Origin of the sequence: Mesorhizobium sp. M0904, from assembly GCF_040319475.1 — a bacterium.
Classification (GTDB): domain Bacteria; phylum Pseudomonadota; class Alphaproteobacteria; order Rhizobiales; family Rhizobiaceae; genus Mesorhizobium.
Map to the genome: position 1 here is coordinate 52,125 of NZ_JAMYOC010000026.1, position 14,218 is coordinate 66,342.

12 protein-coding genes are annotated in these 14,218 nt (G+C 63.5%); 9 read left to right on the top strand and 3 right to left on the bottom strand.

Translation table 11 applies throughout. The annotated features are described in order from the left end of the window. The first annotated feature begins 112 nt into the window (after nt 1–112). The 9 genes from lepA (at nt 113) to NKH80_RS24755 (ending at nt 10,755) form a co-directional block, all read left to right on the top strand. Entirely contained in the window at nt 113–1,918 is a 1,806-nt protein-coding gene (gene lepA / locus NKH80_RS24715; RefSeq protein WP_352994142.1) for a translation elongation factor 4, read from the top strand. Nucleotides 1,919–2,222: 304 nt separating this feature from the next. Then, nucleotides 2,223–2,981 (top strand): hypothetical protein, encoded by a 759-nt coding sequence (locus NKH80_RS24720; RefSeq protein WP_352994145.1) that lies wholly within the window; start codon nt 2,223–2,225, stop codon nt 2,979–2,981. Then, a complete protein-coding gene (locus tag NKH80_RS24725) occupies nt 2,978–3,475 on the top strand; it encodes a hypothetical protein (protein WP_352994148.1) in 498 nt (165 codons plus the stop codon). The genes NKH80_RS24720 and NKH80_RS24725 overlap by 4 nt, the downstream gene beginning before the upstream one ends. A gap of 122 nt (nt 3,476–3,597) precedes the next feature. Beyond that, the gene (locus NKH80_RS24730) at nt 3,598–4,188 is read left to right on the top strand and encodes a hypothetical protein (RefSeq protein WP_352994151.1); all 591 of its coding nucleotides are present in this window, start codon (nt 3,598–3,600) and stop codon (nt 4,186–4,188) included. Nucleotides 4,189–4,306: 118 nt separating this feature from the next. Beyond that, nucleotides 4,307–4,546: a hypothetical protein gene (locus tag NKH80_RS24735; RefSeq protein ID WP_352994154.1), complete on the top strand. Its 240-nt coding sequence runs from the start codon at nt 4,307–4,309 to the stop codon at nt 4,544–4,546. A 270-nt stretch (nt 4,547–4,816) separates the two neighbouring features. Next, complete coding sequence (locus tag NKH80_RS24740; RefSeq protein ID WP_352994157.1) at nt 4,817–5,191, top strand: hypothetical protein; 375 nt, start codon at nt 4,817–4,819, stop codon at nt 5,189–5,191. 236 nt (nt 5,192–5,427) lie between these two features. Next, entirely contained in the window at nt 5,428–6,051 is a 624-nt protein-coding gene (locus NKH80_RS24745) for a CDGSH iron-sulfur domain-containing protein (protein ID WP_352994160.1), read from the top strand. A 246-nt stretch (nt 6,052–6,297) separates the two neighbouring features. Beyond that, complete coding sequence (locus NKH80_RS24750) at nt 6,298–8,325, top strand: hydantoinase/oxoprolinase N-terminal domain-containing protein (RefSeq protein ID WP_352994163.1); 2,028 nt, start codon at nt 6,298–6,300, stop codon at nt 8,323–8,325. 255 nt (nt 8,326–8,580) lie between these two features. Beyond that, nucleotides 8,581–10,755: a malate synthase G gene (locus NKH80_RS24755; protein WP_352994166.1), complete on the top strand. Its 2,175-nt coding sequence runs from the start codon at nt 8,581–8,583 to the stop codon at nt 10,753–10,755. Between the two features lie 224 nt (nt 10,756–10,979). Here the strand turns inward: NKH80_RS24755 and NKH80_RS24760 are convergent, their stop codons facing one another. From NKH80_RS24760 to NKH80_RS24770, 3 genes are all read right to left on the bottom strand, one after another. Next, a complete protein-coding gene (locus NKH80_RS24760) occupies nt 10,980–12,512 on the bottom strand; it encodes a YifB family Mg chelatase-like AAA ATPase (RefSeq protein ID WP_352686193.1) in 1,533 nt (510 codons plus the stop codon). Between the two features lie 163 nt (nt 12,513–12,675). Beyond that, nucleotides 12,676–13,617, bottom strand: coding sequence for a glutathione synthase (gene gshB, locus NKH80_RS24765; protein WP_352507087.1), 942 nt, complete (start codon nt 13,615–13,617; stop codon nt 12,676–12,678). 220 nt (nt 13,618–13,837) lie between these two features. Next, a complete protein-coding gene (locus NKH80_RS24770; protein WP_352507086.1) occupies nt 13,838–14,212 on the bottom strand; it encodes a GtrA family protein in 375 nt (124 codons plus the stop codon). Nucleotides 14,213–14,218: the final 6 nt, after the last annotated feature.

Sequence of the window (14,218 nt, forward strand, 5' to 3'; positions counted from 1 at the left end):
CGCGAACTATGCTCTAATCTCATGGATCAAAGTTTAACGACTTTGCCGCCTTGCCGTCGCACCCGCGCCCCGCCGCTTGCCGATATACCGTGCCCCTGCTAAAGCGCGCCGCATGACCACGCCGATCAAGAACATCCGCAACTTCTCCATCGTTGCCCATATCGACCATGGCAAATCCACGCTTGCCGACCGGCTGATCCAGTCGACCGGCGGGCTGGAGCTGCGCGACATGAAGGAGCAGGTGCTGGACTCGATGGACATCGAGCGCGAGCGCGGCATCACCATCAAGGCGCAGACGGTGCGGCTGAAATACCGCGCCAACAATGGCGAGGATTATATCCTCAACCTGATCGACACGCCCGGCCATGTCGACTTCGCTTATGAAGTGTCGCGCTCGCTTGCCGCCTGCGAGGGCTCGCTGCTGGTCGTCGATGCCTCGCAAGGCGTCGAGGCGCAGACGCTGGCCAATGTCTACCAGGCCATCGACAACAACCACGAGATCGTCGTGGTGCTGAACAAGGTCGACCTGCCCGCCGCCGAGCCCGAGCGCATCCGCGAGCAGGTCGAGGAGGTGATCGGCATCGACGCTTCCAACGCCGTGCTGATCTCGGCCAAGACCGGGCTGGGCATTCCGGACGTGCTGGAGGCGATCGTCAACGATCTGCCGCCGCCGCGCGAGGGCGACATCACGGCTCCATTGAAGGCGATGCTGGTCGATAGCTGGTACGACGCCTATCTCGGCGTCATCGTGCTGGTGCGCATCATCGACGGCGTGCTGAAGAAGGGCCAGACCATCCGCATGATGGGCACCGGCGCCAGATACCTGGTCGAGCGCACCGGCGTCTTCACGCCCGCCCGCATCAATGTCGACGAGCTCGGCCCCGGCGAGTTCGGTTTCTTCACCGGCTCGATCAAGGAGGTTGCCGATACCCGCGTCGGCGACACCATCACCGAGGACAAGCGCCCGACGGCACAAGCCCTGCCCGGCTTCAAGCCGGCGCAGCCGGTGGTGTTCTGCGGCCTGTTCCCGGTCGACGCCGCCGATTTCGAAGACCTGCGCGCCGCGGTCGGCAAACTGCGCCTCAACGACGCGTCCTTCTCCTTTGAAATGGAAACCAGCGCCGCGCTCGGCTTCGGCTATCGCTGCGGCTTCCTCGGCCTTTTGCATCTTGAAATCATCCAGGAGCGGCTGGAGCGCGAGTTCAACCTCGACCTCATCGCCACCGCACCCTCGGTCGTCTACCGCCTGCTGTTGAACGACGGCACGGTCAAGGAACTGCACAATCCGGCCGACATGCCCGAGGTGGTCAAGATATCGGCCATCGAGGAGCCGTGGATCCGCGCCACCATCCTCACCCCCGACGACTATCTCGGCGGCATCCTGAAACTCTGCCAGGACCGGCGTGGCATCCAGGCCGACCTGTCCTATGTCGGCAAGCGCGCCATGCTGATCTACGATTTGCCGCTCAACGAGGTGGTCTTCGACTTCTACGACCGTCTGAAGTCGATCTCCAAGGGCTATGCCTCCTTCGACTATCACCTGACCGACTATCGCGAGGGCGACCTGGTGAAAATGTCGATCCTGGTCAACGAGGAGCCGGTCGACGCGCTGTCGATGCTGGTCCACCGCACGGCGGCGGAAAAGCGCGGCCGCCAGATGTGCGAGAAGCTGAAGGAGCTGATCCCGCACCATCTGTTCAAGATCCCGATCCAGGCGGCGATCGGCGGCAAGGTCATCGCCCGCGAAACCATCTCGGCGCTGCGCAAGGACGTCACCGCCAAATGCTACGGCGGCGACGTCTCGCGCAAACGCAAGCTGCTCGACAAGCAGAAAGAGGGCAAGAAGCGGATGCGCCAGTTCGGCAAGGTGGATATCCCGCAGGAGGCGTTTATCCAGGCGCTGAAGATGGGGGATTGAGAAGCCGGTTGGCAACCGCGCGCAGCGCGTGCGCCGAGACATCGATCCGGTGGATCGATGTCAGGCTTCGAAAGCGGGGGAGCTGCCGGAGGCAGCGGGCCCCCCGCCAGCGCGGCGCTGGAGCTGCGCGGTGAAGACGGGGTGAACACCCCAGTCACCCTTGCATTCTCTACCCCCGATTGTATCGTTGCCTCGGCTTCGGGGGGAAAGTTTTCATGCGCAAATACGGAGTTCCGTTCCTTTCGTTTTGTAGGGGGGAATGATGCCAAAGTTGGTTGGCGGTCGACCCGGATTTAGGAGTTGGGTGGATAAGCACCCAGATCCCAAGTGGGGGCTCATGCCCTTAACTCATATTACGAAAGGTATTGTCGCAGAGGATATCATCCGCTCAAATGCCGTCTCGGTAAGCGATTGCAAAGTCTTTGGCGAGCCCCTTGCATATCTTTTCTATGGGCGGCCCGCTTATCGCGTTGCCGGCGATGGTTCGATACGCGTTGAAGCGGCCTGCCCTTTTTGTTTCATTTTTGACGCATCGCTCATTCAAAAGGCCAAAGCGATCTTTGCATTCGACACTGGAGCATTCGACAAGCGGTTATACAGTCGAATCCTTATGGATGAGATGACAGTCGAGGACTTTAGCTTGGAAGGCGACACCACGCGGCCCAACCGGATTATTTCAGCCTTGTTTGGCGCCCGTAAGGAATATTTCGAAGGTGACACGTCAAAGATCGATTCCGGGCGAGCAGCAGAAGCCTGGGAGTTTCACGCTCAGGCTTACTTGGATCTCTTAACATCGCCCGGGCGCAATGAACCAGACGACAGAATTTGCTCAATCGAGGTAATTTTTGGCGAACCAATCTCTATCGAAGGCAATCTATCCGCCGTAGTTGTCCCACATACGCTTTGGGATGGCGAAAAGGGGGCGCCATGGCTTGAGAGGCTTGTCCAAAGTGGTGTCGTGGTCAGCCTTTATACGTTCGTACCTGGTCGTCACCCTGACTACTATCAGGCCCATCTCGAAGCTGCGGTTAGAGATCTGTATTTAGCTTGGGGGGACTTGTGAACAGCACTCAGACCTTCTTCGTCGTGGGGTGTTTGCCATTTCTAGATGATTTGGTTGGCTTTGCCCTTCCAATACTGAAGACGCCCGCAAGGCCGCATACAGAAGTTGTCCAGTATATAGATGAGTATACCGGATTGATTTCTGGCTTTTTTGAATTTGAAAGGACGTCTGAACAGATTGTCCTGCAGCAAAATGATTTCACCGTTAAAGGTGGAGATGAGCACGTTCTCGCGTTTGTCACAGAGGACGGCTTTTGCCATCTGGGCACGGCTACAAGTCTAGCGCCCATCCTACGGGGCTTCATATCTCGCTTTCCTAAGAGAAATGCAATTGCCTTGCAGGTTGCGGAACTGATCGGCAACGCCCAAGAAAAAAACTTGCTCGTCTCTCAATGCGTGAAGAGCTCGTCAACTCAGCCGGGTTGCCGTCTGCAAGGGCATTTTACGAGGGAGCCGCTCTTAGGTCGGCAGTTTGGGGTAATCTGGTCGCATTAGCCCCAAACGCAGATGTTGCAAAACGTATCCTAGGCGCTCGCGCGAGATTGGGCGCATCCATAGGCGCGGGAGGCGAATTACTACTTCACCTAGATGCTCTGGACGACGGCGACCGAGCTTTGATGAATGAAGAGCTCTTAAAGGATGCGATAATTTCCGAATTTGCGATCGTCCCAGACATGATCGCTATACCTACCCCTACATACGAGAAATATGACAATGTGCAAGAAAGCGGGGTCAGAGATTTACTTATCGAGGTGCGATCTGCGCGCCGCCAGGAAGAACGCATAGCGATTCTTATTGCTGGAATATTGGAAAATAGAAGCGTGGGTATTTCTGCGCTCCTACAGTACGGACGGGATAAAGCAAAGTTTGCCAACCATGCCCTTGACAGGATTAGAGACACCCTCATTAGAGACGACGGCGACGACCGATTGATGGAAATAGCGGCTGAGAAGCTTGTGCGCCATTTGTATTCCGCACAGTTCCCTGCAAGCAGAGGCTCTTTATTATTATTTTTTGCGAAGTATCTGGCGGGATGGCCGGAGATAAATGGCGAGATACATAGAAGACTCGGTAGAACCCGCAGCATGTTTGTCGAGCAGTATAGGCCAGCGATTGAGGAGTTTCTTAAGAGTCCGAGAATTCAGAGCCGAGATGGGCCTGACCTGCCCCTTTTCCGGGCATCTCTCCAATCTTTTCCCATCGAGTGAACTCTCTAACGTCACGGACGCTCCCTCTGCGTGGCGGCTGGATTTCTGACCTTTCTCGCCGGCGAAAGCCTGCTGCTGGCCGGCAATGCGGCGGGGCTTGAGGCCAGCGTCCCCTCCTATGTCGGCGGCATCTCGCTTTGGGCGGCGGCGCTGGTCATGGTCAGCGCCGAAAACCTTCGCGCTGTGGACGCGGCTTGCCGCTGTCGTGGCGGCTTTGCTGTTTGTCGTCTCAGTGGGCCTGACCCTGTGGGGCAACCCTTTGTTGCCGACCTCGGCGCCGCTGCCCGCTGCCGGATATCCCTTCCTGGTGCCCACATTCATCGGCTGGATCTGGACGCTGCTGAAGCCCGATCGTTGAGCCCGGTCGGACCGCCCCTCTCCGGCCGCTTCGCGGCTCCCCCACTTTGTGGGGGCGAGGAACCCAGGTCTTGTGAGGCTTCGGCGATCGGCATTTCCTCGCCCCACGAAGTGGGGAGAGGTGGTTTGCGAAACAAACCGGAGAGGGGTCTTGCTTGGCAACGCTGCGCTTTCGCGATGTGCAAATGGCGCACCCCCTTCCACCCATCCCGCCGCCATGCCATGTTCCCCCTCGCGGCCGGGCAGGCCGTTTCATTCCGGGGGGAATTCCATGTTGTCTTACGCTTTCGCGAGCCGCGCCGCCGCGGCGCTCTTCTTCGCCGTGTTGTTTGCGCCAGCCGCGCATGCCGGCGATGTCACCTTCGAGATCAGGAACAGCCATCCCAACGCCATGCGCGTCGAGCTCTACAGCCAGGACCGCGACCATGTCTGGCCGGGCAACAATCAGGATTACTATCTCAATGACGGCGAGACCAAGTCGATCCCGCTGTCCTGCAATGACGGCGAATCGATCTGCTACGGCGCCTGGGTCGATGGTGACGAGAATACCTATTGGGGTGTCGGCCCCGCCAACACGGAAAAATGCGACGATTGCTGCTACACCTGCAGCGGCGGCGAGACCGAGGAGATCGATCTGGTGCCGTGACGTGGCAAATCTCCCCCTTTGAGGGGGAGATGGCCGGCAGGCCAGAGGGGGTCGCCGCGCGTGGAGCGCCGGCCTGTTCTGCAGTAGCAGGCCGAGCCCAGTCGGGCCGCCCCCCTCTGTCGCCTTCGGCGACATCTCCCCCTCAAGGGGGGAGATCAGGCGCCCAGCCTCTCAGGCAGCTTGACGCCGTCCCGGCCGCCGCCATAGCGTGACGCCTTCAGCAAGGAGATGCACCCATGGCAGTGGTCGAAGGCGAAAAAATCGATATCGGCTTTTCCGGGCGCCGCTGCATCCATTCGCGCAATTGCGTGCTGGGCGATCCGCATGTCTTCGTGCCCAATGCGCCCGGCCAATGGATCCACCCCGAGGCGGCCAGCGTCGAGAAGATCGTGGCGCTCGCCGAAGCCTGCCCGTCCGGCGCCATCACCTATGTCCGCAAGGACGGCGGGCCGCAGGAACAGCCGCCGGTGGTCAACATTGTGCGCATAAGGGAAAACGGTCCGCTTGCCGTCCATGCCGAGATTGTGTTGGGCGGCGAAACGTTTTACCGCGCCACGCTCTGCCGCTGCGGCGCCTCGGAAAACAAGCCGTTCTGCGACGGCAGCCACACCAAATCGGGCTTCACCGCCACCGGCGAGCCGGCGCTGAAGGACGCGCCGGCGCTGGAGGTGCGGGATGGCCCGCTGACCGTCACACCGACGACCAACGGCCCGCTCAAGCTCGAAGGCAATGTCGAAATCGTCACCGGCACCGGCCACACGGTCGACCGCACGCAACGCACCTTCCTCTGCCGCTGCGGCCACTCCGCCAACAAGCCGTTCTGCGATGGCTCGCACAAGCGCGTGGGGTTTGTGGGGTAGGGGCCGCCGCTATCTCCCTCCTTGAGGGGGAGATGTCGCCGAAGGCGACAGAGGGGGTCGGTGCGTCCTGACGCCAACGCCATCGCGGCCAGAGAATGCCGGCGCTCCACGCGAGACGACCCCCTCTGGCCTGCCGGCCATCTCCCCCTCGAGGGGGGAGATTACGCTGCCTTGGCCCAGCGCTCGTGCCTTTATCGGCCCGTTCATATCCGCTAAGGGGCGGAGACGAATTCTCCGGACCCAAATATGACCGCCAAGCCCAAACCCTCACCCCTGTTCCTCGGCATCGACACCGGCGGCACCTATACCGACGCCGTGCTGTGGTCGGAAGCCGGCGGCCCTAACGGCAAAGTGCTGGCCAAGGCCAAGGCGCTGACCACGCGCCATGATCTGGCGGTCGGCATCTCCGGCGCGGTCGATGCGGTGCTCGAAATGGCCGGCACCGACCCGGCAGCGATCAAACTGGTATCTATGTCGACGACGCTAGCCACCAACGCGCTGGTCGAGGGCCAGGGCGGCCGCGTGGCGCTGGTGATGATCGGCTTTGCCGAGGGCGACCTTGCCCGCGACGGGCTGAAGGCGGCGCTTGGCACCGACCCGGTGGTGTTCTGCCCCGGCGGCCACGATGTCCACGGCAATGCGGCAAAGCTCGATCTGTCCGGGCTGGAGGCAGCTTTGCCGGAACTGGAAAAGTCGGTGTCCGGCTTTGCCGTCTGCGCCTATTTCGCCACCCGCAACCCGGCGCATGAGCTAAGCGCGCGGAACCTGATCCGCGACAGGACCGGCCTGCCGGTCACCGCCAGCCACGAACTGTCGGCCAAGCTCGGCGGCCCGCGCCGGGCGCTGACGACATTGCTCAACGCCAGGCTGATCTCGATGATCGACCGGCTGGTCGCGGCAACCGAAGGCTTTTTGGCCGCGCGCAACATCGCCGCCCCGCTGATGGTGGTGCGCGGCGACGGCGCTCTGGTCTCGGCCGCCTTTGCCCGCCAGCGGCCGATCGAGACCATCCTGTCCGGCCCGGCCGCCAGCCTCGTCGGTGCCCGCCACATGACCGGCCTCGACGATGCCGTGGTCTCCGATATCGGCGGCACCACCACCGACGTCGCCGTGCTCGACAAGGGCCGGCCGCGGCTCGATCCGGAAGGCGCCACCGTCGGCGGGTTCCGCACCATGGTCGAAGCCGTCGCCATGCGCGCCTTTGGCCTCGGCGGCGATTCCGAAGTGGCGCTGGAGGACGGCGCGCTCAATCCGAGAATCCTGCTCGGCCCGCGCCGCCTGGTGCCGCTGGCGCTGGCCGGCTTGATGCATGGCGAGGCCGTCACATCAGAGCTCGAACGCCAGCTGCGCGCGCCCAACCCCGGCCGCATGGATGGCCGGCTGGCGGTGCGCACCGGCGTGCCGGAGCGGCTGGCGGCCGGACTGACCGGCGCCGAAGCCAAGCTTTACGAGCTGATCGGTGCTGTGCCGCAGGCTCTCGACAGATTGCTGACCTCGAACGCCCAGAACGCCACCTTGAACCGGCTGGTATCGCGCGGGCTGGTGCATGTCGCCGGCTTCACGCCGTCGGACGCCGCGCATGTGCTGGGCAGGCAGGCCAATTGGGATGCGGCCGCGGCACGTCTGGGTGCCGAGCTGTTCGCGCGCAGGCGCGACGGCCGCGGCCAGTTCATCGCCGCCTCGCCGGAGGCGATCTCGGAACGGGTGCTGACCGCGCTGACCCGCCTGTCGGCCGAAGTCATCCTCGAGACCGCCTTCGCCGAGGATGGGCTGGATGGCGCGGCGACCGTCGCCCATGCGCTGGTCCAGCGCGCTGTCGACGCCCATCCCGGCATCGCCCGCCTCAGCGTCGCGCTCGACCGCCCAGTCATCGGCCTCGGCGCCTCGGCGCCGCTGCACTATGCCGGGCTGGCCGAGCTGGTCGGCAATCGATGCGTGGTGCCGGAGGATACCGATGTCGCGAATGCGCTCGGCGCCGTCGTCGGCCAGGTCCGGGTCTCGGCCGAGGCGCGGGTCAGCCAGCCCAAGGAAGGGCTGTTCCGTGTCGCCTCAGGCGAAAGCGTGCGCGACTTCAACGACGAGGCGGCGGCGATCGCCGCGGCGGAGAAAGACGTGCGGGCGATTGCCGCCGGGCGGGCGAAGGATGCCGGCACCGACAACGCCGAGATCGAAATCGCCAGCGAGTTCCGCGTCTCGACCGTCGAGGGCCAGCGCATGTTCATCGAGGCGCATGTCGTCGCGGTGGCGTCGGGACGGCCAAGGATTGCGGTGTGAGCGAGTAATCTCCCCCCTCGAGGGGGAGATGTCGCCGAAGGCGACAGAGGGGGTCGCCTCGCATGAAGCGCGACTTCCTTCTGCCGCAGGAGGCCGAGCCCGGTCGAACCGACCCCCTCTGGCCGCTTCGCGCCCATCTCCCCCTCGAGGGGGGAGATCGGCAGCGAAAACGCCCTACCTTCACCTAAGCCGAATTGACCCTGCCACCCTGACATGTCAAAGGCCCGGCCTAGCCTTTCGTCTGGAGAAGCCCTGATGACCGACCGCGTCGAGATCGCCGGATTGCGGATTGCCCGCGAGCTTCATGATTTCGTCGTCAACGAGGCGCTGCCGGGCACCGGCATTGAAGCAGAGGCATTCTGGAACGGTTTTTCCGCCATCGTCCATGATCTCTCGCCAAAAAACCGGGCGCTGCTCGAAAAGCGCGATGCCATGCAGGACAAGCTCGACCGCTGGTACCGCGACAATGGCGCGCCGCTCGACATGGAGGCCTACAAGACGTTCCTCCGCGAGATCGGCTATCTCCTGCCCGAGGGGCCGGCGTTCAGCGTGACCACCGAAAATGTCGACCCGGAAATCGCTTTGGTCGCCGGGCCGCAGCTGGTGGTGCCGGTGATGAACGCGCGTTATGCGCTGAATGCCGCCAATGCGCGCTGGGGTTCGCTGTACGATGCGCTCTACGGAACCGACGCCATCCCGGAGACGGACGGCGCCGAGCGAGGCAACAAATTCAATCCGGCGCGCGGTGCCAAGGTCGTCGCCTGGGTGAAAAGCTTCTTCGACGAGGCGGTGCCGCTCACCACAGGCAAATGGGCCGGCGTCAACGGGCTTTCGGTCGCCAACGGCATGTTGCGGCTCGGCGAGGGTGCCGGCGCCACCACGCTTGCCGACCTCAAGCAGTTTGCCGGCTATCGCGGCGATGCCGCCAATCCCGAAGCCGTCCTGCTGGTCAAGAACGGCCTGCACATCGAAATCGTTGTCGACCACAACAACCAGATCGGCCGCACCGATCCGGCGGGCATTGCCGATGTCGTGCTGGAATCGGCGCTGACCACCATTCAGGACTGCGAGGATTCGGTCGCCGCGGTGGATGCGCAGGACAAGGTGCTGGTCTACCGCAACTGGCTCGGCCTGATGAAGGGCGACTTGGCGGAAGAGATCACCAAGGCCGGCAAGAGCTTTGTCCGCAGGCTCAACCCCGACCGCACCTATACCGCGCCGGATGGCGGCACGCTGACCTTGTCCGGCCGCTCGCTGATGCTGGTCAGGAATGTCGGCCACCTCATGACCAATCCGGCGATATTAGACCGCGAAGGCAACGAGGTGCCGGAAGGCATCATGGATGCGGCGCTGACGGTGCTGATCGCGCTGCACGACATCGGCCCGAAGGGGCGGCGCGCCAATTCTCGCGCCGGCTCAATGTATATCGTAAAGCCCAAGATGCACGGGCCCGACGAAGTTGCCTTCGCCGTCGAGATTTTCGACCGCGTCGAAGCGCTGCTCGGCATGGCGAAAAACACCATCAAGATGGGCATCATGGACGAAGAGCGGCGCACCACGGTCAACCTCAAGGAGGCGATCCGCGCCGCGAAAGATCGCGTCGTCTTCATCAACACCGGCTTTCTCGACCGCACCGGCGACGAGATCCACACCTCGATGGAAGCCGGCCCGATGATCCGCAAGGGCGACATGAAACAGGCCGCCTGGATTGCCGCCTACGAAGCCTGGAACGTCGATACCGGCCTCGAATGCGGGCTGGCCGGCCGCGCCCAGATCGGCAAGGGCATGTGGGCGATGCCCGACCTGATGGCGGCAATGCTGGCCGAGAAAATCGCGCACCCCAAGGCCGGCGCCAACACCGCCTGGGTGCCGTCGCCGACGGCAGCAACCCTGCATGCCACGCACTACCACAAGGTCGACGTCCACGCCGTGCAGCAGGCTCTGAAGAGCCGGCCCAAGGCCAGGCTCGACGACATCCTGTCGATACCGGTGGCAAGGCTGCCGAACTGGTCTCAGGAAGACATCCAGAAGGAGCTCGACAACAACGCGCAGGGGATTCTGGGCTATGTCGTGCGCTGGATCGACCAGGGCGTCGGCTGTTCGAAAGTACCAGATATAAACGACGTCCGCCTGATGGAGGACCGCGCCACGCTGCGCATCTCCTCTCAGCACATCGCCAACTGGCTGCATCACCGCGTCTGCACGCCCGAGCAGGTCATGGAGACGATGAAGCGCATGGCGGCTATCGTCGACCGCCAGAATGAAGGCGATCCGCTCTACCGGCCGATGGCACCGGAATTCGACAAGTCCATCGCCTTCCTCGCCGCCTGCGATCTCGTCTTCAAAGGCCGCGTCCAGCCCAACGGCTACACCGAGCCAGTGCTGCACGCGCGGAGGTTGGAATTGAAGGCGAAAGGGCAGGAGCGATAGTCGCCAGCGTCCCCCTCCCCCTCGAGGGGAGGGTGGCCCGAAGGGCCGGGAGGGGTCCTGGGTGCAGTGCGCTGACGCCCATTCTGACGATGCGCCTCGGGAAGAGCACGGCAACGCTCCGCACGCGGATCGGTTTCGAAATACAGCAAGGCCGAGGGTCCCACCACTGACCCCACCCGGCCGCTTCGCGGCCACCCTCCCCTCAAGGGGGAGGAGAGCGTCCCTCACGCCGCCTGCGCCATCCGCTCCGAGCTCATGCGGTAGGAAATCGCTTCGGCCAGATGGATGCGGCCGACCGTCTCGCTGGCTTCGAGATCGGCCAGTGTCCGCGCCACCTTCAGGACGCGGTGGTAGGCTCGTGCGGAAAAGCCGAGCTTTTCGCTGGCATCCCTCAGCAGCGACAGGCCGGCGGCATCGGGCATGGCGATCTCCTCGATGACCGACGGCGAGCAATGCGCGTTGGTGGTGGCGGAGGTCGCGCCGAGCCGTTCGAAACGCTCACGCTGGATCGTACGGGCACGGGCGACGCGTAGTGCCACGGCTGCGCTCTTCTCCGCCCGGTCCGGCCGGATCAGATCGCTGGCCGAGACCGCCGGCACCTCGATCCTGAGATCGATGCGATCGAGCAGCGGGCCGGAAATGCGCGCCTGGTAGTCGGTGCGGCAGCGGTCGCCGCGCAGGCAGCGATAGCCCGGCTCGCCGGCCATGCCGCAGCGGCACGGGTTCATCGCCGCGACCAGCTGGATGCGTGCCGGATAAGTGACGCGATGATTGGCGCGCGCGATCATGCAGTCGCCGGTCTCCAGCGGCTGGCGCAGCGCATCGAGCGCCTGCGGCGAGAATTCGGGAAACTCGTCGAGGAACAGCACGCCGTGATGGGCGAGCGAGGCCTCGCCCGGCCGCACGCGCAACCCGCCACCGACCATCGCCGCCATGGAGGCCGAATGATGTGGCGCGCGGAACGGCCGCCGGTCGGTGAGTTTTCCTTCCCCGAGCTCGCCGGCCACCGAGGCGATCATCGAGACTTCGAGCAATTCCCTGGGCGCCAGCGGCGGCAGGATCGACGGCAGCCGCTGCGCCAGCATCGACTTTCCCGACCCCGGCGGTCCGACCATCAAAAGATTGTGGCCGCCGGCGGCCGCCACCTCCAGCGCCCGCTTGGCGGTCTCCTGGCCCTTGATGTCGGCAAGGTCGGGCAGGTCGCGCGCCGCGGCATGGATGCCGGCTTCCGGCCGTGACAGAACCTGCGTGCCGCGAAAATGATTGGCGATGGCAATCAGGCTGCGCGGTGCCAATATGTCGAAATCCTTGCCGGCCCAGGCCGCTTCCGGCCCGCAGGCGAACGGGCAGATCAGGCCCTTGCCTTCGGCATTGGCGCCGATCGCCGCCGGCAGCGCGCCGGCCACCGCGGCAATGGTTCCGTCGAGCGACAATTCGCCAAGCACGACATAGCCGGCGAGCATGTCGCCCGGAATGGCGCCGAGCGCCGCCATCAGCCCGAGCGCGATCGGCAAATCGTAGTGGCTGCCTTCCTTCGGCAGGTCGGCGGGTGCCAGATTGACGGTGACCTTCTTCGACGGCATCGACAGGCCGGATGCATGAAGTGCTGCCTGCACCCGCTCGCGGCTTTCGGCTACAGCCTTGTCGGCCAGCCCGACGATGTGCATGTTGACCTTGCCCGGCGCGATCATCACCTGCACGTCGACCGGCACGGCCTCGATGCCTTGGAAAGCAACCGTGCGAACCCGCGCCACCATGTCTTCACCCCGGATGCAGGCTTTTGCCCCAAGCCTTTGCGATCATGCCGCGAACGGCGTCACCGGAGACAACCACAGATTTCCGGCGAAGGCAAGAACATTTGGGGAACGGCTGAACGCAACGGCTGCGATGGTTTGCAACGCGGCCGCTCGCGAAGCGAGGCTAGCTCCGCTTCTCCTCCACCGCATTCCAGAACAGGCTGGCGATGTCGGCGCCGCCGAAGCGCTGCACTTCGCGTATGCCGGTCGGTGAGGTCACGTTGATCTCGGTCATGTAGTCGCCGATGACGTCGATGCCGACGAGGATGAAGCCGCGCTCCTTCAGCGAGGGGCCGATGCGGGCGCAGATCTCGCGTTCGCGTTCCGTCAGCTCGGTCTTTTCGGCGCGGCCGCCGACATGCATGTTGGAGCGCGAATCGTGCTCGGCCGGCACGCGGTTGATGGCGCCGACAGGCTCGCCGTCGATCAGGATGATGCGCTTGTCGCCAGCCCGCACCTCCTTGAGGTAGCGCTGCACGATGTAGGGTTCGCGGAACATCTGGCCGAACATTTCGAGCAGCGAGGCGAGGTTGCGGTCGGCCTCATGCAGGTGGAAAATGCCGGCGCCGCCATTGCCGTAGAGCGGCTTGACGATGATATCGCCGAACTCCTTGCGGAAGGCGGCGACCTCGAACGGATCCTTGGTGATCAGCGTATCCGGCATCAGGTCGGGAAATTCGGTGACGAAGATTTTTTCCGGGCTGTTGCGCACCCAGGCCGGGTCGTTGACCACCAGCGTCTTCGGATGGATGCGCTCGAGGATATGCGTGGTGGTGATGTAGTTCATGTCGAAGGGTGGATCCTGCCGCAAAAGGATGACGTCCATCTCCGAAAGATCGGTGCGGACTTCTTCGCCCAGCGAATAATGGTTGCCCTTCTCGTCGCGGACCTGCATCGCCTCGATACGGGCAAACACCTTGCCGTCGCGCAGCGACAGCCGGTCGGGCGTGTAGTGGAACAACTGGTGCCCGCGCCGCTGCGCTTCCAGCGACAGCGCAAACGACGTATCGCCGGCAATCGACACGGTGGAGATGTGGTCCATCTGGACGGCGACTTTCAGGGGCATGGGTGCTCTCCGGCGCACTTGGAGCGACGTACGTCCACCTGGACGCACATACGCTCCAACATTCTTGAATCCATGCGTCGTGCTTTCCGAAAATCGATTCCGATTTTTCGGGCCGATGCATCGACGACAGCGATATAGGGAAATCGGCGGCCTCTGCCAATCGGCCAAGGTCATGATGAGGCTGCGCTTCGCGTGGCGCAGACCCCAATGCGATGTGCGTTCAGCGGTCGAAGACCAGCTTGGAATAGCCGAGGAAGGACAGCGCCATGGCAACCAGTGAGGCGACCGCAAGGGCGACGAGCGGTGGCACCATCGGCAGCGCGAACAGCATGGCGCAATAGACGAGATAATTGACGAGGCTGGTGGCAATGCCGACGCCGCCATAGCGTGCGCCCTCTTGCGCGACGCCGCGGCTGGAAGGCGAGAAGGTCAGATGGCGGTTGATCAGCCAGGTGACGGACAGGGCAAAACCGATCGAGATGATGCGAGCCGCGAAGGGGCCAAGCGGCGCTATCGCCAACACCAGCCAAAGCGCCGCCGCGTCGGCGACCAAGCCGATGCCGCCGGCGACAATGAAGCGGGCGAGGCGTCCCATTTAGAG